Here is a 26,832-nt window from a genome sequence, read left to right as displayed (position 1 = left end):
GGACCACCTTTCTTTAAAATATATAATGCATCATACATAAATAATTTCAGGAGACAAGACAGATGTCTATGCCGTTTCGGATGCGCCTGCACTTGAGCTTGGCTGCACTTCTCGCTGCAAGCCCTCTTGCGGCCAATGCTTCAGATCCCACTTCCACCAACAGGCCACTGCGTCTGCTGGTCGGCTATGCGCCCGCCAGTGGTGCGGATGTGGTGGCCCGATTGCTGGCCAATCAGTTGCAGCACAGCTTCAAGGGAGGCGTCATCGTGGAAAACAAGCCCGGCGCCGGAGGCGTGCTTGCAGCGCAGGAGGTCATGCGCTCGCCCCCGGACGGTCACACATTGATGCTCGCGGCAATGCCTCAGATGGCCATCCTGCCAGCCATCAACAAGGTTCCCTACAGTGTCGAGAAGGACTTTGTTCCAGTATCACAAGTTGTGGGCACCGACCTCGTGCTGGTGACCAATCCACAGCGTGTTCCATCAGGCTCCATGCAGGAGTTCGCAGCCTGGGCCAAGAAGCAATCGCGCCTGTTTTTTGGCACACCCGGGCCAGGCACCGTGGGGCACTTTGGCGCCTATTTGCTCGCCGATGCAGTTGGCACTCAGGTGGAGCCTGTGCATTTCCGCTCCACGGGGGATCAAGTCGCCGCACTGCTTTCTGGCGACATCCAGGCACAGTTCTTCTCTTATGCAGCCGCTGCTTCGCTGGTGAAGGCAGGGAAGGTCAAGGCGCTGATAACCACGAGTCCGACCCGCTCCGCCATGTTCCCGGACACCCCCACCTCAACGGAAGTGGGCTATCCCGGCCTGCTTTTCACCTCGTGGTACGGAGTTTTCGCGCCAGCCGGTACGCCGCCGCAGGTGATCGACAAACTGAACGCCGAAATCGTCAAGGCCACACAGGATCCCGACACACGGTCCAAGCTGGAAGGCGCCGGACTGCGGGTGACCGGCACCAGCCGCGCAGCATTCACGCAACTGCTCAACGAAGACATTAAGCGTTGGGGTGAGGTGGTCCGGTCCACCGGCTTCAAGCAGTAGCGCTATTTGCAACCTTCCTCCCTCCCCAGTCTTTCACTAGCCCTAGTATTTTTCGGAGACAGCCAGCCCATGTTCAAACTTCTTTCCACCGTTGTCGCAACCATAGGAGCGCTCGCCACTGCCTCGCTGGCCCATGCCCAGGTCCATGGCCAATCCCCTATGCCGCCCATGATCCGCATCGTGGTTCCCTTCTCCCCAGGGGCTGGCACTGACATCCTGGCACGTCGCCTGGCCAACGCTCTTGGGCCCCGTCTGAACACGACCGTGATCGTCGAGAACCGACCCGGCGCGTCCGGAATGATCGGAACGAGCACCGTGGTCAAAGGCCCCAAGGATGGCTCTCAGCTTGTTTTCGGATCGGTCAGCCTCGTCAGCGCCGCCGCGCTCATGGGCAATGCATCCTTCAACCTGCTCACCGACCTGACGCCCGTGGCGGTCACAGGCGAAGGGCCGCTGCTTGTCGCTGTGCCAGTCAGTTCCAGCATCACGTCTCCGCAAGACCTGGTGGCTGCGGCACGAGCCAAGCCCGACGCACTTTCGCACGGCACGGGTGGTATCGGCACCATCGCCCATGTGGCAGCGGAAATGCTGAATAACCAAGCCAAGATACAGATCAGGCATATCCCATACAAGGGCGCGGCACCAGCAGTCACAGACACGATCGGGGGCGTGCTGGACGTGATATTTGCGGCAAGGACTTCCATCGCCGGCCAGCTCCGCGCAGGTCAACTGCGTGCAATCGCGGTTGCCTCGGCTACTCCCAGTGCCGCCTTCCCAAACCTTCCAACCATGGCCTCGGCTGTGCCCGGTTACTCGGCGACGCTCTACAACGTACTGCTCGCCCCTGCAGGCACTCCTGCTGCGTTGATCAAACGCATCAACAAGGAAGTCAATGAGATTTCTGCCTCCAAAGAGATGCAAGAACTCCTGGAAGCTGATGGCTTTACCGCCGTCAATGAAACGCCCGAGCAGTCCGCCAAGCGAATCCGGGACAGCTATACCGTCTTCAAGCGCGTAGGTGCAGAACAAAACATCGTTCTGCAGTGAGCTCTCTATCGCACCAGTCGCTGCCAAATCACGTCGGCACTGGTGCTTGCCATGGAGATCCGGCGATACCGGGGCCTGGTCAACAAAAGCTGGGTTGCCCAGGCCATCCCACAGATAACCGTGAAACGCCCGGTAGCGGGCGGCCTTCGGTGCATCAGGCTCGTACCTTGCGTCGCTTCACGGCCGGCCGCTCCTCAACCTGCGGCTCTTGCTGAATTTCTGACAAATCCGCCGCAGCTTCCCACGCACCGGCGCGCTCGAGGGAATCGATCAGTTTCTCCGCACCACTCATGATGTGGCGGAACATCAGTGAACGGACCGCATCGCCATCCTTCATCCGCATGGCATCCAGAATGATCGGATGATATTTCAGCGTATCCGCAACCTGTCCTTCAATCTCGGCGTAAAACCTGATGGGCAGTTGCTTGGTCAGATTACCCATCAAGAGCGCCAAGCGAGGCGATTTCGCCATCAGGTTGATGAAGCGGTGAAACTCGTAGCCGAGTTGAATATGGTCTGGATCACCTAATTTGAATGCATTCTCGTGCTGGGCATCCAGTTCTTGGAGCTTTTCCAGATCCTCCTCGGACATCCTCAAGGTCGCCCGGGCGGCCAGTTCCGCGCCCACAATGGCCTGGGCCCAGAAAATATCACGCAGATCCTCTTTATTGAAGCTGTTGACCACGAACCCTCGGCGTGGCAACAATCGCACAAATGACTCACTCTGCAGTAGCAACAAGCCTTCCCTGACAGGCGTTGTACTGATATCCAGTTCCGTGGAGATAGCGTCAATGCGCAGAAAGTCACCAGGTTTCAGTTGGCCGGAGATGATTTTCTCACGCAGATACGACGCGACTGTGCCGGACAACTGCTGCTGTTGCGCTCCGTCTGTTGGACGGGAGTGACTTTCGAATGTCATGAGAGGCTCTCGGATATGATATTATCGATTATATCGCATGTCTCCTCAGCTTGTTTGCGGACCGCGCGCTCCCTCTGAGCGCCCGCGGCGTGAGGGTTCTCAGTCGCGGCCGAAGATTTCGGCGCGCGCAATGCTCAGCGGATCCTGGGCGTCGCGCCGGCCCCAGTTGGACGCATCCGATCCGGGCAACACGTTGACGACAGCCTGCAGCCGCAGGTCAACGACCGTGCGACGGTAGGCCACCCGCCATTCGCTATCTCGGCGCTCGAAGCGATCTACGTAGCGGCCCCACGAGAGCACGTACAGTCCGGAGCCCTGCCCGCCCTGCCTCACCTCGCCGCCCTTAGGTGGTCGGGCCGCAACATAGTAGGTCTCGGCCAACGCGAGGTCAGGGTTAGCGAACTCGATGAGCGAATTGCCGAGGAAATGCTGCATCGGCGCCTCGTCGGTGAAGCGTTCCTGCAGCCATTGAATGAAGCCGTCGACGCCGCCTTTGTAGGGTCCGTGGTCGTCGTACCCATCCGCATGGAACACGGTTCGGAGCAACGCGAACTGCCCTCTGTCGATGGCGCGCGCGTAGCGACCCATCACGTCTCGGATCGCGATCCGGTCACGAGTTCCATCATCATTCATTTCGTAGCCTTGCTCTTCACCCCTTCACGCTGCAAGCTTCATTGACAATGTTTAATACATTGTGCGTTATTTGACCTTCAAAGAAACCACTTTCATGGCCAATGGCCGCAAGTAGCCCGCGCATCGTCACTGCGGCTCGATGCCGGCCTTGCTGAGCACCTTGCGCGTCAGCTTCACGTCCTCCGCCAAGTGCTTGGCCTGCGCGTCGCCGCACAACGGGAGCACTTGCAAATCGCGCTTATCCATGTTCCCTGCCGTCGCGGGCGAACTGACTGCGCGTCCAAAGGCTTCGCGCATCTGTGCCAGGATCGCCGGCGGCGTCTTGGCGGACGCGTAGAAACCGAACCACGGATGGATGTTGTAGCCCGGCACACCCGCCTCGCTTGCGGCAGGGACGTCGGCAATGGCCTTATAGCGCTGAGCTCCCGCAACCGTGAGAGGCCGGATCTTGCCGCCCTGGTAATAGGACATGGCAGAGACGTGATCGATGAAGATCAGGTCGACTTGGCCACCTGCCACTTCGGTCAGCGCCGTCACACTGGATCGGTAGGGCACGGCCGTCAGCTTGACGCCAGCGGCCTGCTGGAACAACTCGCCGGCCAACCGCTGAGCGGCGCTGGCATACCCAAAGGTGATCTTGCCCGGCTGCGCCTTGGCCGCGGAAACGACGTCGGCGGTCGTCTTGAACTGGCTTGATCCGGTAACGTTCATCACGTTGCTGGTGCTCGCAAAGGCGCAGATCGGTACGAAGTCCTTCAGGGCGTCATAAGGCTGGCTCTTCTTCATCAGGGGATCCAGCACCGTGAGTGAATTGCTGGTGAACATGACCGTGTGTCCGTCCGCCGCGGCATTGAGCACTGCCATGGCGCCGATCTGCCCTTCGGCACCCACCTTGTTGTCGACTACGACGGGTTGTTTGACGATGCCGGAGAGGACCTGGGCGAATTCGCGCGCGTTCACGTCAGTGGTGGTTCCTGGACTGAACGGCACCTGAATGGTGATCACTCGGTCGGGGAATGCATGGCTGACACTCGCGACAGCGAGCAGCACGCAGGCGGATGCCTTCTTGAACATGGGTGCCTCCAGTGGAATGGGTGACGGCATGCGCTGGTTGCACATGTCGCTTGATAATAAATGCATTATGTATTATCGTTTATCAAAGTCAATTCACTGTCACCCGGATGTCCCTCTCCGCATGTCCATGCGCAATGCCGCAATGAAGTCCGAACCCTCCACAAAAGACAACGCGGAACTGGAAGCCGCCGTCGCCCGCTTCCTAGTCGCCTTCGCGTTCGAGGACATTGATGGGAGCTCCCTTCCAGCCGTCAAGACACTGCTGAAGGATCAGCTCGCCCTCCAGATCGGCTCGGCGAACCTGCCCTGGTCGCGAGAGGTGCGCCGCTTCCTGCGCAAGCCGCGGCCCGGTGCCTCTACCATGGTCGGCGAAGCCGCCACGGTCGACGCGGCAGATGCCGGCTACATCAACGCAACCTACGGCCACGGCTTCGAATATGACGATGTCGCGGGCAACGGCCATCCAGGCTGCTGTGTGGTCCCCACCGCGCTCGCGGTGGGTGAGGAACTCGGCGCGACGCTGGGCCAGGTGGTGGAAGCAATGGTTGCCGGCTACGAGGTCTACGTCCGCGTCGGCCGCCTGGTCTCTCCCGATCTGGTGAACCAGGGCTGGCATCCGCATGCCGTGCTCGCGAACTTCGGCGCCGCAGCAGTGGCCGCTAAGCTGCACCAACTCGATGCTGAGCGTGTGCAGCATGCCCTCGCGATCGCCCTGAGCCACGCCTCGGGCACCACGGAATACACCTCCAGCGGTGGCTCCATCAAGCGGGTGCACGCAGGCATCGCGGTGCGCAACGGCATCGAGTCCGTGGAACTCGCCCGTGCCGGCATCACCGGCCCCTTGCGCTATCTCGGCGGCGATAAGGGATTCTTTCGCACCTTCATTCGTCGCGCAGGCGAGTCCGACGCTGCCGACGTCTTCAGGCAGGTACAACCGCTGCGCGTCCGCGATACATGGTTCAAGGCCTACTGCTGCTGCGGCGCCCACCATGCCTACATCGATGCGATGACGAGCATGCAAGGACGCGCCGCCGACATCGTTGGCGTGGACGCCAACATCCAGGCCATGACAGCGAACCTGGCCGGCAACACCCATGCACACCAGCATGGGCCGCGCAATATCGAGGAGCTGCAGTTCGGGTTGCCCTTGCAGATGGCGCTGGCGGCCCTGGGCAAAGGCAACGGCTTCGCCACGCACCGCGCCTTCCTGGAGGGCTGTCTACCGCTGTCCGAGGACTCCGACGTGGTGCAGTTCGCGCGCCGCATCCGGCTGCAGCGCTCGCCGGATCTGGACGAGCGCTATCCGCGCAACTTCGTCGCCGATGTGGTCATCCACTACCAGGACGGCACGCGCGAGCACATCTTCCGCGACCGCGCCAAGGGCATGCCGACTGCCCCTTTCACACCCGAGGAGCACCAGGCCAAGCTCGAGGAGCTGACCCATGAGGTAATCGGGCAGCAGCAGGCGCGCAGGCTGTTCGAGCTGATCGACCGACTGGACCCCGCCACGCCCATCGGCGAGCTCACCGCACTGCTTCGACGCCGTTGATCAGGCAGGCCGCTTGCAATCGCAATCCGATCGCGCAAATTGCCCGTACGCAATGGGGGTGGCCAGCCTCAATGCGACGGTTTGCCCGCGGTGTTTCCCCCGTCCACCGGAAGGATCGCCCCCGTGACGAAGCTGGCCTCGTTCGACAGCAGGAAGGCCACCACCGCTGCCACCTCTTCCGGTTCACCGACGCGCCGCAAAGGATACGCCGCCTCGATGCGCTCGACGTTCTCCGGATCTGCCAGCGTGTTAGTGATCATCGGCGTGCGAATGAGTCCCGGGCATACGGCGTTCACCCGAATGCCCGCCGGGCCGAGTTCAAGCGCCATGGCCTGCGTGATGCCGGAGACGCCCATCTTCGCCGCCACGTAGGCCAGCCGGTTGGGCACCGCCCTGATTCCCGCAGTCGAGGAGATGTTCACGATGGCCCCAGGAGCGTTTGCCTTCATCAAAGCGCGGGCGAATGCTTGGCAGATATTGAAAGTGCCATCCAGATTGATCGAAATCACGCGGTGCCACTCTTCCGGCGTCCAGTCCATCAGCGTGCCGATTCCGCGCACCCCGGCGCAATTCACCAGTCCCCACAGGTGAGGAGCCCGTTCGGCCACGCTGGACACCACAGCTGCGACTTGCGCGTGGTTGGCAATATCGACTTCGACAACCTGAACCCGAGAGGGATCGGCAAGACGTTGAACGGCCTTCTCGAGATCGTCGATGCGGATGTCCATGGCCACCACGGTGGCACCTTCGTCGTAGAGCCGCTGCAGGCACGCCGCCCCCATGCCGCTGCCCGCGCCCGTGACAAGCACGGTCTTTCCATCAAATTTGTACACGTGAACTCCTATTGCTTCTCGATCCCGGCTTCCTTGACGACCTGACCCATGCGCCGGATGTCCTGGTGCATGTGCTTTCCGAGCTCATCGCCACACACAGAGAACCCCTGCAAACCGATCTTTTCCAGCAGGGCAGACATGGCGGGCGTCTTCATCGATTGCTTCAAAGCGCCGGCCAACTCGGCGACGGTGGCAGCCGGCGTCTTAGCCGATACATAAACGGCGAACCAGGGCTCGATCGCATAGCCTGGAACACCGACCTCGCTGGCGGAAGGCACTTGGGGCAGGCTCTTGAGGCGCTGCGTGCCTGCGACGACCATCGGCTTGACCTTGCCGGTGTCGTAGAAGGATTTCGCCGAGGTCTGATCGATGAAGAACAGGTCGACCTGCCCACTGGCCACATCGGTCAGTCCGGCCACGGTGGCCCGATAGGGAACACCTGTCAGTTTGATGCCCGCAGACTGCTGGAACAGCTCGCCCGCCAGTCGGGTGGTGGCGCTCGAATAGCCGAAGGTGAACTTGCCGGGCTGCTTCTTCGCGTCGGCAAGGAATTCCGCGACCGTCTTGTGTGGGAGCGACGTGGAGAAGTTGAGGATGTTGTCAATCTTAGCAACACCACACACCGGCGTGAAGTCCCAGAGGAAGCCCAACCCCCTCCCGTTCTACACTGGCAGCCATCAACAACTGATCGACTCGCTTCGCCTCGCCGATCTCACGCCGCTCCAGGCTCAAACCTCATTTGGAAAAGACTGTCCTTGACCGGGTCATACGGCATCGTCTTCTTCACGAACGGGTCGAGCACCGAGATCGAGAAGCTAGAGAACATGATCGTGTGTCCGTCGGGCTCCGAGTTCAGGACGGCCTGGGCGCCGATACTGCCTTCGGCGCCGGTGCGGTTGTCAACCACCACGGGCTGCTTCATCACCACCGCCAACGACTGGCTGAGTTCGCGGGCCAGCAAATCCGTGACCGTACCAGCACTGAAGGGCACGATGACCTTGATCGGCTTGGTCGGGTAGGCGTTAGCGGCTGTGGCAATTACGACGAGCAGTCCCGCGAGCAGCTTATTCAAATGAAAGAGTGTCATCGCCATCCATTTCCATGAAATGATGCCATCCAAAATATCTCGCGCCGAAGCTCAAATTGCGCCGGACCCCTGCAGCAGCGCGACATCTTCGGGGCCGAAGCCCCAGTCTTTCAGCACTTCCATCGTGTGCTCCCCTGCTTGAGGCGGTGGCCCCTGCACCGCCGGCCGGCTGCGACTGAAGCGCGGGGCCGGCGCCGGCTGCACCACCCCGGAGCATTCGACGAAGTTGCCGCGGGCCACCTGGTGGGGGTGGTGCGGCGCCTCGGCCAATGACAGGACCGGGGAGAAGCATGTCTCGGTGCCCTCGAAGACTGCACACCACTCGTCGCGCGTACGGCTGCGGAAAACGCGTGCGAAGGCCTCCTTCATCTTCGGCCATCCATCGCGGTCATGCTGTCCGCCGAAATCTTCCTCGCGCAGACCGAGCAGCCGCAAGGTGTTGCGAAAGAAGCTGGCCTCGGTACAGCCAACCGCCACGTAACGGCCATCCTTGGTCTCGTACACGTCGTACCAGGGAGCGCCGGAATCGAGCCGGTTCGAGCCACGTTCATCCTTCCAGTAGCCCGCGGCGAACAGGCCGTAGACCATGGCCATCAGCGAGGTGGAACCGTCCACCATCGCGGCATCCACCACCTGGCCACGCCCGGAAGATTTCGCCTCGTGCAAGGCGCACATGATGCCGAAGGCCAGGTACATGGCGCCGCCGCCGAAGTCGCCGATCAGATTCAGCGGGATTTCCGGCGGCCCGCCCTTTCGCCCGATGGCATGCAGCACGCCGCTGAGTGCGATGTAGTTGATGTCGTGGCCGGCCTCGCGCGCCAGCGGCCCGGTCTGGCCCCAGCCCGTCATGCGGCCGTAGATCAGCCTGGGATTGAGTTCCAGGCAGACCTCGGGGCCCAGCCCGAGCCGCTCCATCACACCGGGGCGGAAGCCTTCGATCAGCACATCGGCGCCGCGCAACATGCGCTTGACGGCGTCCACCGCCTCGGGCTTCTTCAGGTCCAGGGCGAGCGAACGCCGGCCCCGGAACATCACGTCAAAGCGCCGGTCCACCGGCAGGCCGCTCTCCGACGCGTGCTTGCGGTCGATGCGGACCACCTCCGCACCCATGTCCGCCAGCAGCATGGCGCAGAAGGGGCCGGGTCCGACACCACCCACCTCCACCACCTTCAGCCCGGCCAGCGGGCCCTTTGCCGTATTCCTGTTTGTCATTCTGTCTTCCTTTGTTAACACAGTGCCAGGGTCTGGCCCCCGTCGAGCTGGATCGTTTCCCCGGTGATGAAACCGGCATACTCCGAAACCAGGAACGCCACCGTTGCCGCTAGTTCCTCCGGCTTCCCGGCGCGCTTCAGGGGAACGGCCTGGATGCGCTGCTCCAGGTTGTGGAAGGTAGAGAACGTGGGCGTGATGACCGTCGCGGGCGCGACCGCGTTCACCGTGACGCCCTGGGCGGCGACTTCCATCGCCAGGTGCTTCAAGGCGGCCTGCACGCCGGCGCGGTAGATGGTCGAGATCGCGTGGCGCGGCATCGGCTGCTTGACGGATGCGGAAGTGATCGCGACGACGCGCCCGCAGCCGCCCGCAGCGACAAGCGGCGTCAGCTTGCGCAGCACAAGCAGAGCGCCGTGCAGTTGCTGCTGGTAGCCCTGCTCCCAGCGGGCGTCATCGTTCTCCTGCAGGAAATCGCGCATCGGGCTCGGCGGGCGCGGCGTGTTCAGCACCAGGATCTGCGCACCGCCCTTTTCGGCGGCCTGGACTGCGAGGCGATCGATGTCCTCGGCGCGGGTGATATCACCCGCGCACGCATCGGCGCGCACGCCATGCGCGCGCTGCAGCCGCGCGCAAGCGTCGGTCAGTCTCGCCGCATCCCGGGCGAACAGCAGTAGCTCTGCGCCTTCTGCGGCGAGGCGCTCGCAGACGGCATAGCCGAGGCCCTGGCTGCCGCCGATGACGATGGCACGCCGGCCGGCGATTCCGAGATCCATGGCGCTAGGCCCGCGCAGGGGCGATCAGGATGTCGCCGGAGGCAGCCATTCCCTCCAGGTCACTCTCGGAACAAACCTCGCGCAACACCTCGCGTGTGTGCTCGCCCACATGCGCCGGTTGGTCGCTGCGCGGTGGCCGCATGCCGTCGAATCGCCACGGCGGCCGCACCATCGGCAGCTCGCCCACGCTCGGGCCTGTCAACTCCAGCCAGCGCGTCTGCTCATGCGCAACCACCTCGTGCATCGTGAGCACCGGTGCGAAAGGAACGTCCGCCTCCGTCAGCAGCTTCTCCCACTCGCCGCGGGGACGCTTGGCGAATGCCGCCTCCATGATGCGCACCATCTCCTCGTAATGTTCGGGCACGCGCCGGTCGTCGTAAGTGCGAAAGCGCGCATCGTCGATCAGGTCTTCGCGGCCGATGACGCGGGCCAGCGCCGCCCAGAACTTCTGCGACACCGAAAGATGCATCGTGATGCCGCCGCCGTCCGCCGTTTCGAGACAGAAGTTCTGCGCCTGCGGGTGGCGCGAATTGCGCACCGGATCCTCGCCGGTCTCGAAGGCCTGGGTCACGGCATCGATCGTGAGCGTAGACATGGCCTCGAGCAGCGAGGTCTCCATCAGCGCACCGGTACGGTCCGGACTGCGTTCGCGGCCCAGCAGCGCCGCCAGGATGCCCATGGCGCTGCTGATGCCGGTGATCAGGTCGGCGATGCAGGTGCCGGTGAGGCGCAGGTGATGGGCATCGTTCATGATCGAGTAGATGCCGCCGATGCTCTGGCCGATGGTGTCATAGGCGGGACGGTTCACCCACGGCCCGCCGCTGCCGAAGCCCGAGATCGAGGCGTACACGAGTCCGGGGTTGAGTGCGCGGCAGACGTCTTCGCCCAGGCCGAGCGCGGCCATCTTGCCCGGCCGCATGTTCTGGATCAGCACATCAAAGCGCGGAACCAGGGACTTCACCAGGTCCACGCCGGTCTTGGACTTGAGGTCGATGGCAACGCTCTTCTTGCCGCTGTTGTACTGGATGAAGTAGGCGCTGCGGTTGTCCTCGCCGCGGCGGAACGGCTCGCCTTCGGGCGGCTCGACCTTCACAACTTCGGCGCCAAGCGACGCAAGAATCACTCCGGCATAGGGCGCCGAAATGTAGGCGCCGATTTCGAGGACCCGGATGCCGGCAAGGGGCTGGGCTTTCATGAACTGTTGTCTCCTGATGGCAAGGCTTAGGTTTAACGAAATCCAAATAATGCATTGTGCATTATTAATACATGTACTAGCTAAGTCTGGTATATGCCGTTTCACGCAGCTTGACGGCGGTGGCGGTCGACACCAGCGCGGCCGCGATCACATAAAGCGTGGGCGATAGCGGCGAGCCGGTCACGCCGATGAGCCACGTGGACAGGAAGGGCGCGAAGCCTCCAAGGATCGCCGTCGCAAGCCCGAAACTGATGGAGACGCCCGTTGTGCGTTGAGAGGTCGGGAACAGTTCGGACATGGCTGCCGGCCCCACACCTGCGAACATGCCAACCAGCACTCCGGCGGCAATAGACACGAGAAACACCTGTGCCAGTGACGGTGCACTCAGCAGCAGCATGAACGCCGGATAAGGCGTCACGATGCAGAGCACCGACGCGATCAACATCAGTGGCCGGCGGCCGATCAGATCGGAAAGCAAGCCCCAGGCCGGGATGCTGACCATCATCGCCGCGAGCCCTGCCGTGCTGGCCCACAATGCATGCGCCGCCGAGACATGGGCGTGCTTGGGCAGGAAGCTCGGCAGGTAGATGAGAAACACGTAGTACGACACCACCCAGGCCCCGGTCAGGCTGATCGTCTTCGCGCCGAGCAGCCAGGGCGATGCGGCGGCCGTCCGCGCATCGGACTGCAGGGCAGCTCCCTCGTAGACCGGCGATTCCTCGACCTTGCGGCGAAGGAATATGCCGAGCGGCGCAATCACCAGGCCGCCGACGAGAAACGGAACACGCCAGCCCCATGCCTCGAGATCCGCCGGCGACAGCGTGTTGGAGAGCAAGGCGGCACTGCCCGAGCCCAGCAGCGTACCGAAGACGACACTGCACTGCTGCAAGCTGCTGTAGAGCGCGCGCCGCCGCGGCGGAGCCCATTCGAACAGGAAGGCGACCGCGTTGCCCAATTCGCCGCCCGCGGAAAAGCCCTGCAGCACGCGGCCGACCACCAGCAGGATGGGCGCGACGATACCGATGGTCGCGTAACTCGGCGTGAGGCCGACGATCAGCGTACCGACACCCATCAGCGGCATCGCAATCATCAGCGCCAGTTTGCGGCCGTGCCGGTCGCCCAGCCGACCGAACACAATGGCACCCAGCGGCCGCGCGACGAAACCCACGCCGAACACGGCAAACGAGCTCAGCAGTGTCACGGTCTCATTTCCGGGCGGGAAGAAGTGCCGTCCAATCAGGGCAGCCAGAAATGCGTAGGCGGCGAAATCGAACCACTCGAGCGCATTGCCGAGTACCGTCGCCACCACCGCGCGCACGCGCGGTGTTGATGCGGCGTTCGACAGAGCCTGCTGTGTGGTGCCCTGTGAAGGAAGGTGGGTCGAGGTCAAGATGGGGCGCTCGCTGGTTGAGAAAGTCAAGTCGAGAGGAAGCAATGCGAGGGCTTTGCCACTAGTGCCGCGACACTAGCGCGAACCCGCCAGCAAGCCACGCCCGATCACTTGCGCCTGGATCTCGGCCGCACCCTCGAAGATGTTCAGGATGCGCGCGTCGCACAGCACGCGGCTGATCTCGAACTCCAGCGCGTAGCCGTTGCCGCCATGGATCTGCAAGCCGTTGTCGGCGTTGCTCCAGGCCACGCGGGCGGCCAGCAGCTTGGCCATGCCGGCTTCGACATCGCAGCGGATGCCCCGGTCTTTCTCCTCGGCCGCAAAGTGCGATAGCTCGCGCACCAGCACGGTCTCGGCGATCATCAGGGCCAGCTTGTCGGCCACCCGCGGAAACTCGATGATCGGCGCGCCGAACTGCTTGCGGTCGTTCGCATAGCGCCACGCGAGGTCGAAGGCGCGCCAGGCCACGCCCACCGCGCGCGCGGCCGTCTGGATTCGTGCCCCTTCGAAGGTCTGCATCAGCTGCCGGAAGCCCTGCCCGCGCACACCGCCGAGCAGGCCCTCGGCCCCGACCTCGAAGCCGTCGAAGGCGAGGTCGTATTCCTTCATGCCCCGGTAGCCCAGCACCGGAATCTCGCCGCCGCTCATCCCGCTCGCGGGAAACGGCTGTGCCTTGGTGCCGCGCGGCTTAGGCGCGAGGAACATGCTCAGCCCGTTGTGGTCGGTGGAGCCGGGCTCGGTACGCGTGAGCAGCGTCATCAGGTCGCTGCGGGAGGCATGCGTGATCCAGGTCTTGTTGCCGTCGATGCGCCAGCCGCCGCCCGTCACCTGCGTGGCGCGCGTGCGCAGCGCGCCGAGGTCGGAACCCGTGTCGGGTTCGGTGAACACGGCTGTCGGGAGCACCTCGCCGGAGGCGATCTTCGGCAGCCACTCGCTCTTCTGCGCCGCGGTGCCGCCGCAGCCGATGAGTTCGGCGGCGATCTCCGAGCGCGTACCCAGCGAGCCGGCCGCGATCCAGGCGCGGCTGAGCTCCTCGGTCACGATGCACATGGCGCGCTTGCCCAGCCCCATGCCGCCGTAGTCGCCCGAGATGCTCACGCCGAACACCCCCAACTCGCTGAGCTGCCCGACCACGTCGTCGGGAATCAGTTCGTCCGCCAGGTGCCAGGCATGGGCCTTCGGCGTGATCTCCTTGTCGGCGAAGCGCCGGAACTGGTCGCGGATCACGTCGAGGTCTTCGTCGAAGGCCGTCTCCGTCACGCCGCCGCCGGACCGGAAATGATCGACCAATGCGCGCCGAGTCTCCGGTGCCGCGGCCCGCGATATCAGCCAGCGTGCACTGGCCTGGCCGGCGAGCGCCTCGGCGGCACGCTCCAGCCCCAGCTCCACCGGGCGGAATATCTCGCTCTGCGACATCGGGATGCCATGGGTGAGTTGGGCCAGGTACTCGCCGACGCCGATCGTCAGCACCAGTTCCTCGCCGGCATTCAACTGGCCGCGCGCGGCGAGGCGCTCGCTCCAGCTTGCGGCGCAGGCGATGGCCTCGACGGTGGTTGCGATCCAGGCCAGGCCGTGCAACGCGCGCTGGTGCTGCTGCAGCAGTGCCGCTTCGGCGCGGCCGCTCGGTGCGCAGCGCTGCGAGACGACCCGCTTGGCCTCGCCGAGGAACTCCCGGGCGGCGCCGGCGGCGCCTTGCAGGTGCTTGGTCAGATTGGGGGCTTCACTCATGGTGTTTGCTTTCTTTGGATCAGGCCGTCGCGACGATTCCCGCGTCATGAAGCTGGCCGATGCGCGCGGAGGACAGGGAAAGGACTTCGGCCAGCACTTGGTCGGTGTGCTCGCCAAGGCGAGGCGCACGTACCGCGCCGTGGCGCTCGGCGCCGTGGAAGGTGGCGGCCGCGCCGGGCGCGGGGTAGCGCAGTCCGCTCGGATGCTCGAGCATGGAGAATAGGGACGCATCGAGCGACAGACGGGGGTCGTGCTCGAGTGCGGTACCCAGGGTCTGGTACGTACTCCAGAGCACCCCCTGCGTCTCGAACCGGCTGCGCAGCGCATCCAGGGACAGCGCGCCGATGGCCCGCTCGAACAGCGGAAACAGGGCATCGCGATGAACGAAGCGCTGCCCTTCATCGGCAACAAACGAGACAGCCAGGGAGGATTCGAGGGCCGCGATAGGCTCCTGCAGCCCCAGCGCCGTCACCAGTCCGGTCCACTGCCGGCCGGTGATGGCGACCACCATGACCCTTTGCCCATCGGCGGTCGTGAAGTCTCGGCCAAAGGCGCCAAACAGCGCGTTGCCGTAGCGCGGTCTGTCGCCTTGCGTCAGGACCTCGGCAATCTGGCCCATGTTCCCCAGCGATGCCAGAGCCACATCGGACAGCGCCACCGTCACTTCCTGCCCCTGTCCCGTGCGGCAGCGATGCCGCTCCGCCGCCAGCATGGCAAATGCAGCGTAGGCCCCCGTGAGCAGATCCCAGGCCGGCAGAACATGGTTGACGGGCGTGTCGCCGTTTTCCTGGGAGCCCGTCATGCAGGGCACACCCAGCGCCGCATTCACCGTGTAGTCCACGGCGGGCGCACCATCGCCCCAGCCCAATACCCGGACCGTCACCAGGTCGGAACGCCGCGCACTCAAGGCTTCATGGCTCATGAAGCCTTTCTGCGGGTAGTTGGTGACCAGCAGACCGGCATCGGGCCCCGGCGCGGTGATCAAGGCCGTCGCCAGCTCACGTCCTTCGGGACGCGACAGGTCGATGGCGACCGAGCGCTTGCCCTTGTTCAGGCCTTCCCAGTACAGGCTCTGGCCGCCTGGAGCCACCGGCCAGCGTGCGAAATCCATCCCGCCGCCGATGGGATCGATGCGAATCACTTCGGCGCCAAGCTGCTGCAAATACAGCGCACATGATGGTGCGGCGATGAAGGACGCACACTCGACAACGCGCAGTCCATTCAGGATCGGGTACATCTTGGTTGCCTCTTGCTTAATAGGTTCGGTTGCACGGCGCCGTCGCTGTCGGCGTCAGACGAACTTGGGCGGGCGGCGCTCGCGGTGCGACTGCACGCCCTCCTTCACCTCCGCCCCCCCGAAGCCGAGGAATTCCAGCGCCAGCGACGCGTCGAAGAGCGGCATCTGCTGGCGGTACCAGCTGTTGAGCGAGTACTTGGTCAGGCCGATCGCCTCCTGCGCTCCATTGGCGATGTCGCGCGCCGTCTCGCGCGCGGTCTCTAGCAGCTTGTCGTCGTCGACGCACAGTGACACAAGACCGATGCGCTCGGCCTCCTCGCCCGACATGTGCTTGCAAGTCATCAGGTAGTACTTGGCCTTGGCCATGCCGCACAGCAGCGGCCACACCATCGAGGCATGGTCGCCCGCAGCGACACCCAGGCGTGTGTGCCCGTCGACGATCTTGGCGGTGCGCGCCGCAATCGAAATGTCGGCCAGCATCGCCACGATCAGGCCGGCGCCCACGGCCGGACCATGGATGGCGGAGATCAGCGGCTTCTTGCAGTTGATCATGTTCATGACCAAGTCGCGCGTCTCGAAGTACACGCGCATTCGCACAGCGTGGCTTTCGATCTGCTCATCGATCAGGTCGAAGCTGCCGCCGGCGGAGAAAGCGCGCCCCTCGCCGCGCACCAGCACCACGCGCGTCTCGGGGTCGTTCTCAATCACGGCCCACACCTTGGGCAGTTGGGCGTGCACCCGTGCGTCCACCGCGTTCAGGTTCGGGCCGTCGAAGATCATCTCGAGCACACCGTCTTCGTGACGCTCGAAACGCATGGGAAATTGCTTGTAACGTTCCATGATTTGCAGCTCCTACTTGATACGCTCGAACACCGCCGCCAGCCCCTGGCCGCCGCCGATGCACATGGTCTCCAGGGCGTAGCGGCCAGCACGGCGATCGAGTTCGCGCAGCATGGTCGCCAGGATGCGCACGCCGGTCGCACCCACGGGATGCCCCAGCGAGATGCCGGAGCCGTTGACGTTCAAGCGTTCATAGTCGCCGGGCTGGAACTTCAGCCCGTAGGTGCAGGCCAGCACCTGTGCGGCAAAGGCCTCGTTCAGTTCGAACAGGTCCAGATCCTTGATCGACAGACCGGTGCGCTGCAGTACTCGCTCGACGGCAGGCACCGGGCCGATGCCCATGCGCTCCGGCTCGACGCCGGCCACGGCCCAGTTGACCAGGCGTGCCAGCGGCCTGAGCCCCAGGGCCGCAGCCTTCTCCGGCGTGGTCACGATGCAGGCAGCGGCGCCATCGTTCTGGCCACTGGCATTGCCAGCGGTCACGGTGGATTCCGGGTCTTGCTTGAGGCGCACGGGCGAAAGGCCCGCCAGCATTTCCATGGTGGTATCGGCCCGGGGATGCTCGTCAGCGCTGACGTTCTGCACACCCTTGCGGCCCTTGACCGGCACCGCGACGATCTCGTCCGCGAACCGCCCGCTCTGCTGCGCGCCCGCGGCATTCTGCTGCGACCTCAAGGCCAGCTCGTCCTGCGCCTGGCGCGACACTTTGTATTCGCGCCGCAGGTTTTCCGCCGTCTCCAGCATCCCACCCGGAACCGGGTGATGCTTGCCACCGGAGGTGATGCGGCCGCGCGCGATACGGTCCCAGAAGGGCTGCGAATCGCCCTTGATGCCAAAGCGCGATCCCAGCACATAGTGCTCGGACTGGCTCATGCTCTCGGCACCACCGGCGATGACCAGTTCGGCCGCACCGGTCTGTACGCGCATTGCCGCATCGATGACGGCCTGCAGGCCGGAGCCGCAGCGGCGATCGATCTGCAGCCCCGGGATATGCACGCCCAGCCCCGCATCCAGCGCGGCAATGCGGCCGATCGCCGGCGCCTCGCCGTTCGGGTAGCACTGGCCGAAGATCACGTCGTCGATGTCGCTACCTTGAATGCCGGTGCGCTTGACCAGTTCGCGCAATACCACCTCTGCCAATCCGGCAGCGGGAATATCTTTGAACACCCCGCCATAACGCCCGACCGGGGTGCGCAGGGGTTCACAAATGACTGCTTGCCTCATAGCTACTCCGCTTAGTAGGACTTGGGTAGGCCAAGAACCTTGTCCGAGATAAAGTTGAGCACCATCTGCTGGCTGATCGGTGCGATCTTCAAATGTCGCGCCTCCATCCAGAAGCGCGAGACGTGGTACTCGGTCGCCATGCTGTACCCGCCATGGAACTGCATCGCCCGGTCGGCGGCTTCGAAGCCTGCCTCGGACCCGAGGAATTTCGCGGCATTCGCCTCCGGTCCGCAGGGTTTGCCCTCATCGAACAACCGTGCTGCCTTCTGCGCCATCAGCTCGGCGGCTTCGAGGCGAATCCAGCTATCAGCGAGCGGATGAGCGACCGCCTGGTTCTTGCCGATCGGGCGATCGAAGACGACACGGTCCTTGGCGTACTGCACGGTCAGGTCTAGCGCCCCGCGACCGAGACCGATGGCCGTGAAGGCGACCGCAATCCGCTCCGGATTGAGGCCGTCGAGCAGGCATCGGAAGCCCTTGCCTTCCTCACCGATGATCTCGTTTTCGAACACTTCGAAGTTCTCGAAGACCATTTCGTTGCTGTCGACGGCATTGCGCATGATCTTGTCGATGCGATTGATCTCGACACCCTTCTTGCCCTTGAGTTGGGTCAGGAACAGCGTCATGCCGTCGTAGGGACGCTCCGGGTTGCGCGGACTGGTGCGTGTCAGCAGCAGGATGCGGTCCGCGTTCAGCGCGTTCGAAATCCACACCTTGCGGCCATTCACCAAATAGCGCTTGCCATCCTTCTTCGCGAAGGTCTTGAGACGCGAGGTGTCCACGCCGTTATCAGGCTCGCTAACCCCGAAACACATCATCTCCTCGCCGCTCGCCAGTTTCGGCAGGAATTCCTTCTTGATCTCTTCAGAGCCGTGGTGGACGACGGGCCCCGGAGGAAAGACGTAGTACTGGAAGACCGAGTTGCCATTGAAGCCGCAGCGTTGGCCGAGTTCATCTAGGACGACGCCAACTTCGGAGAGGCCGAGGCCCATGCCGCCATACTGCTCGGGCATGAACATGCCCAACCAGCCGCCTTTGGCGAGCGCATTCTTGAAGTCCCAGGGGTACTCCTTGTCGGCGCCTTTCTGGCGCCAGTAGTTGAGGTCGAACTCCTGTGCAATTTTGCGGATCGACTCACGGATCATGGTCAGATCGTTGGTATCAGCGGTAGTCATGGTTCAGGTCCAGTCAATGGCTAGGGTCTAGCGTTCGGCACTCAGGCCTGCTGCGGAATCTTTTCGAGAGGGGTCAGCGGATCGTGGGCCGACAAATCACCCAGCTTTTCGCCGAGGTAGCGGGCACGGATCGCGCGGCGCATGATCTTTCCGTTCCTCGTCTTGGGCAGGCCCTCGACGACATGCACCTTGGAAGGCGCCATGGCCTTACCCAGCATCTGGGTGACACCGGCAATCAACGCATCCGGATCAACAGGCTCAGCGCCTGGCTTCGCAACAGCAAAAGCCACGATGTTCTGGCCTTTGATTTCGTCAGGCACGCCGATGACGGCGGCTTCGGCGATACCGGGCTGGGCCACGAGGGCGGATTCGATTTCGGAAGGTCCTACGCGGCGGCCACCGATCTTCAGCGTGTCGTCGGATCGGCCATGGATGCGCCAGAAGCCACTGGCATCCACGCTCGCAAGATCTCCATGCACCCAGATGTCGGGCCAGCGATCCCAGTAGGTTTCGAGGTAACGTGCATCATCGCGCCAGAAGCTGTGCGTCATGCCAACCCAGGTGTTGTGCATCACAAGCTCGCCAATCTCCGAGGTGGGGGCGCCTTCCGCATCGAGGACATCGACATCCATTCCCGGCAGCGGCCCGCAGAACGAGGCCGGAGCCTGCGGGGCAATGGTGTAGCACGACAGAATTCCGCCCCCCGTCTCGGTGCCACCCGTGTAATTCAGGATGGGCAAACGTGACTGCCCCACCGTCTCGAACAGCCAATGCCAGGTCGGATCGTCCCAGGCCTCGCCGGTGGAGGCGAATGCGCGCAGGCTGGAAAGATCGGCCGCCGGACGGGCATTGCCGGAGCGAGCGCGCAGACCTCGCGCCGCCGTCGGTGCGATCCCAAGCACCGTCACACGATTGCGCTCGACAATGTTCCACATGCGGTCGGCCTCGGGATGATCCGGCAGCCCCTCGACCATGGTGATGCCGCTGCCGCACTGCAATCCACCCACGATCATCAAGGGCCCAAGCATCCAGCCCATGTCGGCGATCCAGCCCAGCATGTCGCCCGGCTGCAGGTCGAAGGCATAGCCGAAATCGACGGACGACTTCAGCAGGTAGCCGATGTGCGAATGCACGATGCCCTTGGGCAGGCCGGTGGTGCCGGAGGTGTAGATCACGAACAAGGGATGATTCGGATCGAGCGCCTCTGGCGGCTCGGGCAAGACCCCCTGCGGCAAAGGGGTGGCGACATCGTGCCACCAGCGATCCCGGCCCGCGTCCATATCCACCGGTTCGCCACTGGCGCGGATGACGACCACATGCTGCACCGAAGGTGACGCCTTGGCGGCGCCCTCGGCAATGGCCTTCATGGGCACAGCCTTGCCACGGCGGGTGGTGCTGTCCACCGTCACCAGCACCTTGGCCTCGGCCGATTGCAGGCGCGTGGCAAGCGAGTCCGAGCCATAGCCCGAGAACGCGGGCACGACCACCGCGCCGATGTTGGCGCACGCCATGACACTCACGGCGGCCTCCGGCACCGGCGGCATGAACAGCGCCACGCGATCGCCCTTGGCAACGCCGAGCCTGCGCAGCCCCGCTGCAAAGGTGTCCGTCTGCCGCTTGAGCTCCGCGAACGTCAGGCTGCGCCGCTGGCCGCTGTCGCCCTCATAGACGACTGCTGTTCGCTGCGCCTGCTCGGGGTCGGCGGCATGGCGATCCACACAGCTTTCCACCACATTCAGCGTCGCGCCCTTGAACCACTGCGGAAAAGCGCGGCCACGCGAAGTGTCGCGCACGCATTCCACCTTGCCATGCAATGGAATTCCAAGGTCTTCGGCTGCCGCCGGCCAGAACCATTCGGGCCGATCGACAGACGCTTGGTGCAACTCCTCCAGCGTCGAGAATCCCCAACGCTTCATGGCCGCAGCAAGCCTGCTGCGCTCCATCTGCTCCGGTCCTGGCCGCCATACTGCGGCCAAGGGGCTGCCAAAGATTGCGCGACCCTTCATGCTCAGGCCTGCTGCTGTGCAGCAGCCTTCTTGGCGGCCGCTTCCGACTTGATCTTCGCCTGCAAGGCCTCATAGTCGGCCCGCTTGAGCATCAGGCCAGCACGCTTGCATTCGCAGACCACCTCGTCACGCTGGTTGTAGCCCGTGTGGCGCCACCAGACGATGCCGGAATCCGGACGCTTCTTGGACTCTCGGCGCTCCAGCACCTCAGTCACTACATGGATGGTGTCGCCATGGAACACAGGGTTGGGAAACTTGATTTCGTCAAAGCCCAGATTGCCCAGCGTGGTTCCGATGGTGGTGTCGATCACGATGACGCCATTCACCAGTGCCAGCAGGAACATGCTGTTCACCAGCCGCTGCCCGAAGATGCTGTTCTTGGAGTATTCCGCGTCGATGTGCAGCGGCGCGCAGTTGTAGGTGAGCGCGGAGAACAGGGTGTTGTCCATCTCCGTCACCGTACGGCGGATGGGGTGTTCGATGATCAATCCTGGTGTCAGGTCTTCGTAGCAGAGTCCGGCCATGGCCTTGTCCTTTCGTGGGAAATATGCAGTTTCAGGAAGCACTGGCTGTCAGCACCTTGTGCAGCTCAATCACTTGGCGCGCCGTCTTGACGTGGGCGTAGTCAATGTGCTGCCCCTCGTACACAACGGCCGCATTGCCTTCGGCCTCGGCCTTCTCGAAGGTGTCGATCATTCCCTGGTAGAAGACAACCTCCTGCGCCGAGGGAGAGAACACCTCGTTGGCGAGTTCAATGTGCGAAGGATGGATCAGCACCATCGTGGTGAAACCCATTTGGCGGTTCTGAATTGCAAAGGCTCGGGCACCTTCGGGGTCCTTCAGGTCTTGCCAGATCCCCACCCACGAGAACTGCCGGCCGGCGGCTCGGTTTGCCAGTTGCGCGCGGCTGCGCAGATACAAGGTTTCCTGGCCGCCCGGCGTGAACTGGAACCCAATCGAGCGGGATACGTCGGCGTCCTTTGCCGTACCGGCAAAGAGTGTGGCAACGCGCGGCGACACAGCCAGAATGGCTTCGCAGCTGGCGTAGGCTTGCGCAGTCTCCAGGGAGACAACCATCTCCACCGTGCCAGGCTTCACGCCGTTGCGGCGCTCGAAGTGGGAGATCAGAGCCTCGCAGGCGATGAAATCCTGGGGGCCGTAGTTTTTCGGCAGCAATACGCCATCCAGACCGGGGATGACGATCTTCTCCAGATCGTCACCCGTCATGCCGGTCTCCAGCGAATTCAATCGTACGTAGATTCCCACCTTGCGTTCGCCCTGGGCGAGCTTGCGGATGGAGTTCGCGACGACCTCGCGCGCCTGCGCCTTCATCGCATTGGGAACGGCATCTTCCAGATCGAGGATGACGCCATCGGCGCCTTTGGCGACCGCCTTTTCGGGCAACCCCTCCTTGTGACCAGGAACGAAGAGAACGGAGCGCATGGGTCTCATGGATGGATTCCTTCAAATGTGTCGATGTTGGAAGAATTATACATAATATATTATCGATTGTGCAAACAAAAACGCCTCTGCGACGTCCTGCAGCGTCAGGCCCAAAGACCTTGGCGCTCGAACGCGGTGATCAGGTGTTCCGCACCGCTGGCAATATGGCGAAACATGAGGGCATGCACGGCCTGCGCGTCCCCCACTCGAATCGCCTGCGTGATGAGCGGGTGGTAAGCGACGGCTCCTGCACCATGGCCTTCGATACTTGCGTAGAAGCGGTTGGGAAGTTGTTTAGTCAAACTGCCCATCACCGATGCCAGTCGCGGTGACCGCGCCGCCAGATTGATCGAGCGGTGAAACTCGTGCCCAAGCCGTGCCAGCATCACCTCATCCCGCTCGGCCAGGGCCTGCTCATGGCGAACATTGATGCCCTGCAATTGCACGAGCTCCGAATCCGACATGTACTTCACGGCACGCGCAGCCAGTTCGGCACCGATGGTGGCCTGAGTCCAGAAGATGTCCCTCAAGTCCTCCCGCGTAAAGCTGCCCACCATGAATCCATGGCGCGGCACCCTTTGCACGAGCGCCTCGCTCGCCAGGAGCAGCAGCCCTTCGCGCACCGGGGTTGCACTCACTCCCAGTTCCCCGGCAATTGCATTGGCGCGCAAATATTCCCCGGCCCGCAACTTGCCGGAGACGATGCGCTCACGCAGGTATGCAGCAACAGCGGCCGACAGCTGTTGCCGCTCCCCCTCCCCTGCCGGACGAGCCGTTGCGGCAATCTGCTGCATGCCGATCACAGCGTGGTGGCGTACCCACCATCCACCGGCACCACGGCAGCAGTGACATATGCTCCAGCCTTGGAGGCCAGATAGATGGCCGCGCCAGCCATGTCCGAGTCCGCCGTCAAGCGCTTGAGCGGAATAGGCGCCACCATGTTCTCGATACCCTTGCTCTCAAGCGTGCCCGCCAACATCTTGCTCGGGAACATGCCGGGGGCGATCACATTCGCCGTGATATGGCGCGAAGCAAGCTGCGCAGCGAGATGCTTGGTGAGTTGGTGCAGCGCCGCCTTGCTACTGGTATAGGCATAGGTCTCGTGCTGGGGAATGTGGAAGGCATCGATGGAGCCCACATTGATGATGCGCGCCGGATCCTCCGCACTTGCGCCCGCCTCAAGCAATGGCAGCAGTTCCTTGACAAGAAAGAAGGTGCCCTTGACATTGAGGTCGAAAACCTTGTCCCAACCAGACTCCGGATATTCCGCAATGGGAGCGGCCCAGATGGCTCCCGCATTGTTGATCATCACATTGATCGACTTGACCTGCTGACCCAGTTCTTCCGCGAAGCGCTTGCGATCTTCATCCTTGGCCACATTGCATGCCAGCGCCGAGCAATCGCCGTGTGCTTGCAGCTCTTGCGCCAACTGTTGGCAGCTCTCCAGATCGCGCGAGCAGATGATGACCTTGGCGCCAGCTTTCACAAACGCTTCGACAATTGCCCGCCCAATGCCGCGGCTGCCGCCGGTCACCAGAACGGTCTTGCCCGCTACGCCAAACAGATCCTTGATAACGTCCATCTTCACTTTCCTCCGGTTTGCATGGGGCCGCACTTGTCGCGGCAAAACGAGCCGCCCCCTCTCCGCCGAAGACGATGGGGACACAGTTGGGGCGACGAGCGCAAAACAAAACTTTATGTATTATGCATGATTCTCAGCAACACGCAACCCGTTGGAGACCCATGGTGCCCTCCTTCAGAATCTTTCGATTGCCGTCTTTCGGCGTATCAGGCAAGGGATCTCGTGCGGGCACGCGCTGGGTCTCACCACCCATCTTCAGGCCTGGCTGACCCCAAAGTTGATCTTGGCCCTTGAAGATCATTCTTAAATAATGCATAATATATCATTTAAACAATCAACTTAGAAAGCCAGCAGCAATGAAGGTCTTGGTCCCTGTCAAACGCGTGGTGGACTACAACGTGAAAGTCCGCGTGAAGTCGGACGGCAGCGGTGTGGACATCGCCAACGTGAAGATGAGCATGAACCCCTTTGACGAAATCGCCGTCGAAGAGGCTGTGCGCCTGAAGGAAAAGGGCGTGGTGACCGAGGTCATCGCGGTGAGCTGCGGCGTGGCCCAGTGCCAGGAAACGCTGCGCACGGCCATGGCCATCGGTGCCGACCGCGGCATCCTGGTCGAGACCACCGAAGAGCTGCAGCCCCTGGCCGTGGCCAAGCTGCTCAAGGCCCTGGTGGACAAGGAACAGCCCGGCCTCATCATCCTGGGCAAGCAGGCCATCGACGACGACGCCAACCAGACCGGCCAGATGCTCGCCGCCCTGGCCGACCTGCCCCAGGCCACCTTCGCCAGCAAGCTCGAAGTGGCCGGCGACAAGGTATCGGTCACGCGCGAAGTCGACGGCGGCCTGGAAACCCTGCAGCTGACCACCCCGGCCGTGGTCACCACCGACCTGCGCCTGAACGAGCCGCGCTACGTCACGCTGCCCAACATCATGAAGGCCAAGAAAAAGCCGCTGGACACCGTCAAGGCCGAGGACCTCGGCGTCGATGTGGCCCCGCGCCTCAAAACCCTCAAAGTCACCGAACCCCCGAAGCGCGGCGCCGGCATCAAGGTGCCCGACGTGGCCACCCTGGTGGACAAGCTCAAGAACGAAGCCAAGGTCATCTAAGGCGCCAGCACAGGAGAACAGACACCATGACCGTACTCGTCATTGCAGAACACGACAACGCCTCGATCAAGAGCGCCACGCTCAACACCGTCACCGCCGCCAAGGCCTGCGGCGGCGACGTGCACATCCTCGTCGCTGGCGAGAACGCCGGCGCAGCCGCCCAGGCCGCCGCAAAAATAGCCGGCATCGCCAAGGTCATCCACGCCGACGGCGCCAGCCTGAAAGACGGCCTGGCGGAAAACCTCGCCGCCCAGGTGCTGGCCATCGCCAGCCACTACAGCCACATCCTGTTCCCCGCCACCGCCAGCGGCAAGAACGTGGCCCCGCGCGTGGCCGCCAAGCTCGACGTGGCGCAGCTCAGCGACATCACCCGGGTGGACAGCGCCGACACCTTCGAGCGCCCCATCTACGCCGGCAACGCCATCGCCACCGTGCAGAGCGGCGACGCCGTGAAGGTCATCACCGTGCGCGGCACGGGCTTTGACGCCGCCAGTGCCACGGGTGGATCGGCGGCTGTGGAAATCACCACGGCAACAGCCGACTCGGGCAAGAGCGCCTTCGTGGGCCGCGAGGTCACCAAGAGCGACCGCCCCGAACTCACGGCCGCCAAGATCATCGTCTCTGGAGGCCGGGCCCTGGGCAGCGCCGAGAAGTTCAACGAAGTCATGGCCCCGCTGGCCGACAAGCTGGGCGCGGCCATTGGCGCCAGCCGCGCGGCGGTGGACGCGGGCTACGCCCCCAACGACCTGCAGGTGGGCCAGACGGGCAAGATCGTGGCGCCCCAGCTGTACATCGCGGCGGGCATCTCGGGGGCGATCCAGCACCTGGCGGGCATGAAGGACTCCAAGGTGATCGTGGCCATCAACAAGGACCCGGAGGCGCCGATCTTTGCGGTGGCCGACTATGGGCTGGAGGCCGATTTGTTCACGGCTGTGCCGGAATTGGTGAGCAAGCTGTAGGATACAGCGCGAGTCGAACCACACGACAAGGGGCATCCGCTGGATGCCCCTTTTTTTTAGTTGTCTGTCGCTGCAGACTATTCGACCAACCTCTAGAGACCATACCAATCCGCCTTGGCATGGGACATAAACGCCCTATCCGCCAGAAATTTCCCCGCCCCCTTCCAGGCCTCGTGGCATGTAGAACTGAGGCCAACGATGCAAGACCACTGCACCGTCCTTTGCGTAAGCATAGCAACTGTCGATCTGCAATGGCCGCCCCTTTTCATCCAACCTCTCCGGACTGCTGACTCGCAGGAAGCCTAGCGACTGATGTGCAGCTGTAGCCAAGGGGATAAGGATCTCCATCAGGTGGGTGCAACTGCGCGCACCACGCAAGCGATCTCGAACCTCACGGCTCCAGCCCCCCGCCATGCGTAATCCCTTGATGGACTGCAAGGCACGACCTCCTTCCGGGCAGGCTGCATATGGCGCGCTGTCCGTAAAGGTCTGCACGTCATGTACCACCATGTCTTCATCAAAAACCAAGCGTACGCCCATGTCATGGATGAGTTCGCCGGCAGGCACTGTCCTTCCAGGCTGAGGGTGGACAAACTCGTGCGTTTTGGAGTCCGTGACACGCCCTTCCACCTCGAAGAGACCATCGCTGCGCTGGAATCCACGCATGTCGATGCGACGGAAATGCAGCTCCCTACGCGTGAAGGGAGGTGCGGGCATCACGGTGTCGGCTATGGGATTGCTCATGCTCAAAAGTTGATATACATTATGTATTGTGCA

Annotated in this window: 26 protein-coding genes; 5 read left to right on the top strand and 21 right to left on the bottom strand. The window is 63.2% G+C overall.

Annotation, left to right across the window (positions count from 1 at the left end):
- Nucleotides 1-212: 212 nt before the first annotated feature.
- Nucleotides 213-1,043, top strand: a complete 831-nt coding sequence (locus tag ACDELDRAFT_RS03150; RefSeq protein WP_232504705.1) for a Bug family tripartite tricarboxylate transporter substrate binding protein — start codon at nucleotides 213-215, stop codon at nucleotides 1,041-1,043.
- 69 nt (nucleotides 1,044-1,112) lie between these two features.
- Entirely contained in the window at nucleotides 1,113-2,090 is a 978-nt protein-coding gene (locus tag ACDELDRAFT_RS03145) for a tripartite tricarboxylate transporter substrate-binding protein (protein WP_005793346.1), read from the top strand.
- A gap of 154 nt (nucleotides 2,091-2,244) precedes the next feature.
- On the opposite strand, the gene ACDELDRAFT_RS03140 is transcribed toward ACDELDRAFT_RS03145, so the two are convergent.
- The 3 genes from ACDELDRAFT_RS03140 to ACDELDRAFT_RS03130 all read right to left on the bottom strand — a co-directional run bounded on the left by ACDELDRAFT_RS03140 (nucleotide 2,245) and on the right by ACDELDRAFT_RS03130 (nucleotide 4,716).
- Complete coding sequence (locus ACDELDRAFT_RS03140) at nucleotides 2,245-3,009, bottom strand: GntR family transcriptional regulator (protein ID WP_005793344.1); 765 nt, start codon at nucleotides 3,007-3,009, stop codon at nucleotides 2,245-2,247.
- A gap of 99 nt (nucleotides 3,010-3,108) precedes the next feature.
- On the bottom strand, nucleotides 3,109-3,642 hold the full coding sequence (locus ACDELDRAFT_RS03135) for a nuclear transport factor 2 family protein (RefSeq protein ID WP_040327899.1): 534 nt from the start codon (nucleotides 3,640-3,642) through the stop codon (nucleotides 3,109-3,111).
- A 126-nt stretch (nucleotides 3,643-3,768) separates the two neighbouring features.
- Nucleotides 3,769-4,716 (bottom strand): Bug family tripartite tricarboxylate transporter substrate binding protein, encoded by a 948-nt coding sequence (locus tag ACDELDRAFT_RS03130; protein ID WP_005793340.1) that lies wholly within the window; start codon nucleotides 4,714-4,716, stop codon nucleotides 3,769-3,771.
- Between the two features lie 142 nt (nucleotides 4,717-4,858).
- Here ACDELDRAFT_RS03130 and ACDELDRAFT_RS03125 point away from each other — a divergent pair, with 142 nt between their 5' ends.
- Complete coding sequence (locus tag ACDELDRAFT_RS03125) at nucleotides 4,859-6,265, top strand: MmgE/PrpD family protein (protein WP_100084393.1); 1,407 nt, start codon at nucleotides 4,859-4,861, stop codon at nucleotides 6,263-6,265.
- 68 nt (nucleotides 6,266-6,333) lie between these two features.
- Here ACDELDRAFT_RS03125 and ACDELDRAFT_RS03120 read toward each other — a convergent pair whose 3' ends face one another.
- From ACDELDRAFT_RS03120 to ACDELDRAFT_RS03040, 17 genes are all read right to left on the bottom strand, one after another.
- Nucleotides 6,334-7,098, bottom strand: coding sequence for an SDR family NAD(P)-dependent oxidoreductase (locus ACDELDRAFT_RS03120; RefSeq protein WP_005793336.1), 765 nt, complete (start codon nucleotides 7,096-7,098; stop codon nucleotides 6,334-6,336).
- A gap of 8 nt (nucleotides 7,099-7,106) precedes the next feature.
- Nucleotides 7,107-7,748: a Bug family tripartite tricarboxylate transporter substrate binding protein gene (locus ACDELDRAFT_RS03115; protein WP_005793334.1), complete on the bottom strand. Its 642-nt coding sequence runs from the start codon at nucleotides 7,746-7,748 to the stop codon at nucleotides 7,107-7,109.
- Between the two features lie 62 nt (nucleotides 7,749-7,810).
- Nucleotides 7,811-8,191: a Bug family tripartite tricarboxylate transporter substrate binding protein gene (locus tag ACDELDRAFT_RS25965; protein WP_005793332.1), complete on the bottom strand. Its 381-nt coding sequence runs from the start codon at nucleotides 8,189-8,191 to the stop codon at nucleotides 7,811-7,813.
- A gap of 45 nt (nucleotides 8,192-8,236) precedes the next feature.
- On the bottom strand, nucleotides 8,237-9,397 hold the full coding sequence (locus tag ACDELDRAFT_RS03105) for a CaiB/BaiF CoA transferase family protein (RefSeq protein ID WP_005793330.1): 1,161 nt from the start codon (nucleotides 9,395-9,397) through the stop codon (nucleotides 8,237-8,239).
- Nucleotides 9,398-9,411: 14 nt separating this feature from the next.
- Nucleotides 9,412-10,170 (bottom strand): SDR family oxidoreductase, encoded by a 759-nt coding sequence (locus ACDELDRAFT_RS03100; protein ID WP_005793328.1) that lies wholly within the window; start codon nucleotides 10,168-10,170, stop codon nucleotides 9,412-9,414.
- Between the two features lie 4 nt (nucleotides 10,171-10,174).
- Nucleotides 10,175-11,365, bottom strand: a complete 1,191-nt coding sequence (locus tag ACDELDRAFT_RS03095) for a CaiB/BaiF CoA transferase family protein (protein WP_005793327.1) — start codon at nucleotides 11,363-11,365, stop codon at nucleotides 10,175-10,177.
- 76 nt (nucleotides 11,366-11,441) lie between these two features.
- A complete protein-coding gene (locus ACDELDRAFT_RS03090; protein WP_100084391.1) occupies nucleotides 11,442-12,755 on the bottom strand; it encodes an MFS transporter in 1,314 nt (437 codons plus the stop codon).
- Nucleotides 12,756-12,830: 75 nt separating this feature from the next.
- A complete protein-coding gene (locus ACDELDRAFT_RS03085) occupies nucleotides 12,831-14,483 on the bottom strand; it encodes an acyl-CoA dehydrogenase family protein (RefSeq protein ID WP_005793325.1) in 1,653 nt (550 codons plus the stop codon).
- Between the two features lie 19 nt (nucleotides 14,484-14,502).
- The gene (locus ACDELDRAFT_RS03080) at nucleotides 14,503-15,720 is read right to left on the bottom strand and encodes a CoA transferase (protein ID WP_005793324.1); all 1,218 of its coding nucleotides are present in this window, start codon (nucleotides 15,718-15,720) and stop codon (nucleotides 14,503-14,505) included.
- Between the two features lie 54 nt (nucleotides 15,721-15,774).
- Nucleotides 15,775-16,560 carry an enoyl-CoA hydratase/isomerase family protein gene (locus ACDELDRAFT_RS03075; protein WP_005793322.1) on the bottom strand — a complete coding sequence of 262 codons (786 nt, stop codon included), beginning with the start codon at nucleotides 16,558-16,560 and terminating at the stop codon, nucleotides 15,775-15,777.
- 12 nt (nucleotides 16,561-16,572) lie between these two features.
- Nucleotides 16,573-17,784: an acetyl-CoA C-acetyltransferase gene (locus ACDELDRAFT_RS03070; RefSeq protein WP_005793321.1), complete on the bottom strand. Its 1,212-nt coding sequence runs from the start codon at nucleotides 17,782-17,784 to the stop codon at nucleotides 16,573-16,575.
- An 11-nt stretch (nucleotides 17,785-17,795) separates the two neighbouring features.
- Nucleotides 17,796-18,959 (bottom strand): acyl-CoA dehydrogenase family protein, encoded by a 1,164-nt coding sequence (locus tag ACDELDRAFT_RS03065; RefSeq protein WP_005793320.1) that lies wholly within the window; start codon nucleotides 18,957-18,959, stop codon nucleotides 17,796-17,798.
- 41 nt (nucleotides 18,960-19,000) lie between these two features.
- Nucleotides 19,001-20,875 (bottom strand): AMP-binding protein, encoded by a 1,875-nt coding sequence (locus tag ACDELDRAFT_RS03060; protein WP_198403207.1) that lies wholly within the window; start codon nucleotides 20,873-20,875, stop codon nucleotides 19,001-19,003.
- A 92-nt stretch (nucleotides 20,876-20,967) separates the two neighbouring features.
- The gene (locus ACDELDRAFT_RS03055) at nucleotides 20,968-21,531 is read right to left on the bottom strand and encodes a MaoC family dehydratase (protein WP_332375630.1); all 564 of its coding nucleotides are present in this window, start codon (nucleotides 21,529-21,531) and stop codon (nucleotides 20,968-20,970) included.
- Nucleotides 21,521-22,408: an HpcH/HpaI aldolase/citrate lyase family protein gene (locus ACDELDRAFT_RS03050; protein ID WP_269763810.1), complete on the bottom strand. Its 888-nt coding sequence runs from the start codon at nucleotides 22,406-22,408 to the stop codon at nucleotides 21,521-21,523. Before ACDELDRAFT_RS03050 ends, ACDELDRAFT_RS03055 begins: the two co-directional genes overlap by 11 nt.
- Before the next feature lie 104 nt (nucleotides 22,409-22,512).
- On the bottom strand, nucleotides 22,513-23,202 hold the full coding sequence (locus ACDELDRAFT_RS03045) for a GntR family transcriptional regulator (protein ID WP_005793315.1): 690 nt from the start codon (nucleotides 23,200-23,202) through the stop codon (nucleotides 22,513-22,515).
- Nucleotides 23,203-23,207: 5 nt separating this feature from the next.
- Nucleotides 23,208-24,074, bottom strand: a complete 867-nt coding sequence (locus ACDELDRAFT_RS03040; RefSeq protein WP_198403205.1) for an SDR family oxidoreductase — start codon at nucleotides 24,072-24,074, stop codon at nucleotides 23,208-23,210.
- 272 nt (nucleotides 24,075-24,346) lie between these two features.
- On the opposite strand from ACDELDRAFT_RS03040, the gene ACDELDRAFT_RS03035 reads away from it, so the two are divergent.
- Together ACDELDRAFT_RS03035 and ACDELDRAFT_RS03030 are read left to right on the top strand one after the other, a co-directional pair.
- Nucleotides 24,347-25,096: an electron transfer flavoprotein subunit beta/FixA family protein gene (locus ACDELDRAFT_RS03035; RefSeq protein ID WP_005793312.1), complete on the top strand. Its 750-nt coding sequence runs from the start codon at nucleotides 24,347-24,349 to the stop codon at nucleotides 25,094-25,096.
- Between the two features lie 26 nt (nucleotides 25,097-25,122).
- A complete protein-coding gene (locus ACDELDRAFT_RS03030; protein WP_005793310.1) occupies nucleotides 25,123-26,055 on the top strand; it encodes an electron transfer flavoprotein subunit alpha/FixB family protein in 933 nt (310 codons plus the stop codon).
- Between the two features lie 135 nt (nucleotides 26,056-26,190).
- Here ACDELDRAFT_RS03030 and ACDELDRAFT_RS03025 read toward each other — a convergent pair whose 3' ends face one another.
- The gene (locus ACDELDRAFT_RS03025) at nucleotides 26,191-26,799 is read right to left on the bottom strand and encodes a DUF2889 domain-containing protein (RefSeq protein ID WP_005793309.1); all 609 of its coding nucleotides are present in this window, start codon (nucleotides 26,797-26,799) and stop codon (nucleotides 26,191-26,193) included.
- Nucleotides 26,800-26,832 lie beyond the last annotated feature (33 nt).

Origin of the sequence: Acidovorax delafieldii 2AN (assembly GCF_000175235.1) — a bacterium.
Classification (GTDB): Bacteria; Pseudomonadota; Gammaproteobacteria; order Burkholderiales; family Burkholderiaceae_C; genus Acidovorax; species Acidovorax delafieldii_B.
Note: the sequence above shows the minus strand (reverse complement) of the source record. Positions and strands in the feature narration are given on the sequence as shown.

Bases quoted from the DNA above. Each gene is read 5' to 3' on its own strand.
- ACDELDRAFT_RS03130 (WP_005793340.1), bottom strand. From the start codon at position 4,716: ATGTTCAAGAAGGCATCCGCCTGCGTGCTGCTCGCTGTCGCGAGTGTC.
- ACDELDRAFT_RS03105 (WP_005793330.1), bottom strand. From the start codon at position 9,397: ATGACAAACAGGAATACGGCAAAGGGCCCGCTGGCCGGGCTGAAGGTG.
- ACDELDRAFT_RS03025 (WP_005793309.1), bottom strand. From the start codon at position 26,799: ATGAGCAATCCCATAGCCGACACCGTGATGCCCGCACCTCCCTTCACG.
- ACDELDRAFT_RS03075 (WP_005793322.1), bottom strand. From the start codon at position 16,560: ATGGAACGTTACAAGCAATTTCCCATGCGTTTCGAGCGTCACGAAGAC.
- ACDELDRAFT_RS03145 (WP_005793346.1), top strand. From the start codon at position 1,113: ATGTTCAAACTTCTTTCCACCGTTGTCGCAACCATAGGAGCGCTCGCC.
- ACDELDRAFT_RS03085 (WP_005793325.1), bottom strand. From the start codon at position 14,483: ATGAGTGAAGCCCCCAATCTGACCAAGCACCTGCAAGGCGCCGCCGGC.
- ACDELDRAFT_RS03070 (WP_005793321.1), bottom strand. From the start codon at position 17,784: ATGAGGCAAGCAGTCATTTGTGAACCCCTGCGCACCCCGGTCGGGCGT.
- ACDELDRAFT_RS03100 (WP_005793328.1), bottom strand. From the start codon at position 10,170: ATGGATCTCGGAATCGCCGGCCGGCGTGCCATCGTCATCGGCGGCAGC.
- ACDELDRAFT_RS03135 (WP_040327899.1), bottom strand. From the start codon at position 3,642: ATGAATGATGATGGAACTCGTGACCGGATCGCGATCCGAGACGTGATG.
- ACDELDRAFT_RS03095 (WP_005793327.1), bottom strand. From the start codon at position 11,365: ATGAAAGCCCAGCCCCTTGCCGGCATCCGGGTCCTCGAAATCGGCGCC.
- ACDELDRAFT_RS03080 (WP_005793324.1), bottom strand. From the start codon at position 15,720: ATGTACCCGATCCTGAATGGACTGCGCGTTGTCGAGTGTGCGTCCTTC.
- ACDELDRAFT_RS25965 (WP_005793332.1), bottom strand. From the start codon at position 8,191: ATGGCGATGACACTCTTTCATTTGAATAAGCTGCTCGCGGGACTGCTC.
- ACDELDRAFT_RS03045 (WP_005793315.1), bottom strand. From the start codon at position 23,202: ATGCAGCAGATTGCCGCAACGGCTCGTCCGGCAGGGGAGGGGGAGCGG.
- ACDELDRAFT_RS03030 (WP_005793310.1), top strand. From the start codon at position 25,123: ATGACCGTACTCGTCATTGCAGAACACGACAACGCCTCGATCAAGAGC.
- ACDELDRAFT_RS03125 (WP_100084393.1), top strand. From the start codon at position 4,859: ATGAAGTCCGAACCCTCCACAAAAGACAACGCGGAACTGGAAGCCGCC.
- ACDELDRAFT_RS03140 (WP_005793344.1), bottom strand. From the start codon at position 3,009: ATGACATTCGAAAGTCACTCCCGTCCAACAGACGGAGCGCAACAGCAG.
- ACDELDRAFT_RS03035 (WP_005793312.1), top strand. From the start codon at position 24,347: ATGAAGGTCTTGGTCCCTGTCAAACGCGTGGTGGACTACAACGTGAAA.
- ACDELDRAFT_RS03060 (WP_198403207.1), bottom strand. From the start codon at position 20,875: ATGAAGCGTTGGGGATTCTCGACGCTGGAGGAGTTGCACCAAGCGTCT.
- ACDELDRAFT_RS03065 (WP_005793320.1), bottom strand. From the start codon at position 18,959: ATGACTACCGCTGATACCAACGATCTGACCATGATCCGTGAGTCGATC.
- ACDELDRAFT_RS03050 (WP_269763810.1), bottom strand. From the start codon at position 22,408: ATGCGCTCCGTTCTCTTCGTTCCTGGTCACAAGGAGGGGTTGCCCGAA.